Below are 1,274 nucleotides of genomic sequence, written 5' to 3'. Positions count from 1 at the left end.
TGCATAAACGTCCTGCTGCCTACACATCCAAAACCGACCACAGGACAGGATTGATTGGGAAAAGGAGTGGGCATTTGTTCACCGGGCAGGACGGGTATTGCTGTGATGCCGACTGGAATGCCGCAATGAACCTAGCCCAGTGGGACGGGTTTTCGTGTCCTTTGAGTCTAAAAGAAGCCCTGCCCGTAATAGGTAGGGTCGGCTCAGGGGATGGGGTAGTTGGCAATCCCCTGAACTCCATGAATACCTTGCAGCTTCAAGCTGTGGGGAGCTAGAAGGGAGAATCCCCCGGTTTCTAACCGGGGGAGTGTCAATGAACCAACATCGGCTCTCCAAGTGCGGATGGGAACTGGCTATGATGAAACCATGGTAAAAACAGAGACTACTCCCGTGGATGCGACAGATATCCCAGCAGGGAAAAATAGTAACTATAATAACATAACCTTGACAATGACAACACCTCAGGAGAGCGATTCCATCGGTGGTGGCGAAGCTTTTGAAAACTATTTGGGATCGTCTAGCCACGGCACTAAAAGGATGGTTTGGCCCTAAGCCCGTGCGACGCAAACCTTTACAGGTGGACTGGGTGATCCCAGGCAAGCTTGCGGTTGGCAAATTCCCTCAGGAACAGGATATCGATATTCTGCTCAGCCACAACATTCAGCTTATTCTTACCCTCTCTTACCCGGAAGAATGTAGCCTCCCTCCCGAGCTGCGCAAGCGGTTCCGTCATGGCTATGTCTCTATGCCCGATAGCCGCCATCGACAATCGATTCAACCGGCTCAACTCCTCAGGGCTGTCGAAGTGATCCATCGTGCCCTCAGTAGTGGTCTTTCTGTGTATGTCCATTGCTTGGCAGGGATGGAACGCTCTCCCCTGGTGTGCGTTGCCTATCTTTGTTTACATCGCAAAATGCCTATTGAGGAAGCGCTTCGTTGGGTAAAACAAGTGCATCCCTCTTCTATGCCAACTCCTGCTCAACTCCAAGTCCTCCAGTACTGCTTGCACAAACAGCAGGAACTCACTCAACCCTAAATGCCTCACCTCAACGGCGGCGACGAGGTTGCCCAGTCTGGCGAGCAGGAGTTCCTGTGCCCACTTTTTCTTCTTTGCCAGCCTCACTGTAGTAGTACTGGTAATAGGCATAGCCCTGATTGACTGACAAAAGCTGCTTACAGATAGCTGGGTGCCTTGCTGTGCGGTAGTTTTGGAGATTGAAGAGATGAAGGGGGAGCCAGCGTTCTAAGCTTAGATACCACTCAAAACCGTGAAC

2 protein-coding genes and 1 pseudogene are annotated in these 1,274 nt (G+C 51.5%); 2 read left to right on the top strand and 1 reads right to left on the bottom strand.

Annotated features, from left to right (window positions below; genetic code table 11):
- Both JX360_RS17400 and JX360_RS17395 read left to right on the top strand, forming a co-directional pair.
- Nucleotides 1-275: pseudogene (locus tag JX360_RS17400) on the top strand (RNA-guided endonuclease TnpB family protein); the annotation flags it as partial.
- A 221-nt stretch (nucleotides 276-496) separates the two neighbouring features.
- The gene (locus JX360_RS17395) at nucleotides 497-1,036 is read left to right on the top strand and encodes a protein-tyrosine phosphatase family protein (protein ID WP_244353526.1); all 540 of its coding nucleotides are present in this window, start codon (nucleotides 497-499) and stop codon (nucleotides 1,034-1,036) included.
- 10 nt (nucleotides 1,037-1,046) lie between these two features.
- Here the strand turns inward: JX360_RS17395 and JX360_RS17390 are convergent.
- Nucleotides 1,047-1,274 (bottom strand): hypothetical protein (locus JX360_RS17390; protein WP_244353524.1); only part of this gene is annotated, 228 nt, incomplete at its 5' end.

The sequence above is a fragment of the Thermostichus vulcanus str. 'Rupite' genome (assembly GCF_022848905.1).
Lineage (GTDB): Bacteria > Cyanobacteriota > Cyanobacteriia > Thermostichales > Thermostichaceae > Thermostichus > Thermostichus vulcanus_A.
This window is presented reverse-complemented; position numbering and strand designations above follow the sequence as displayed.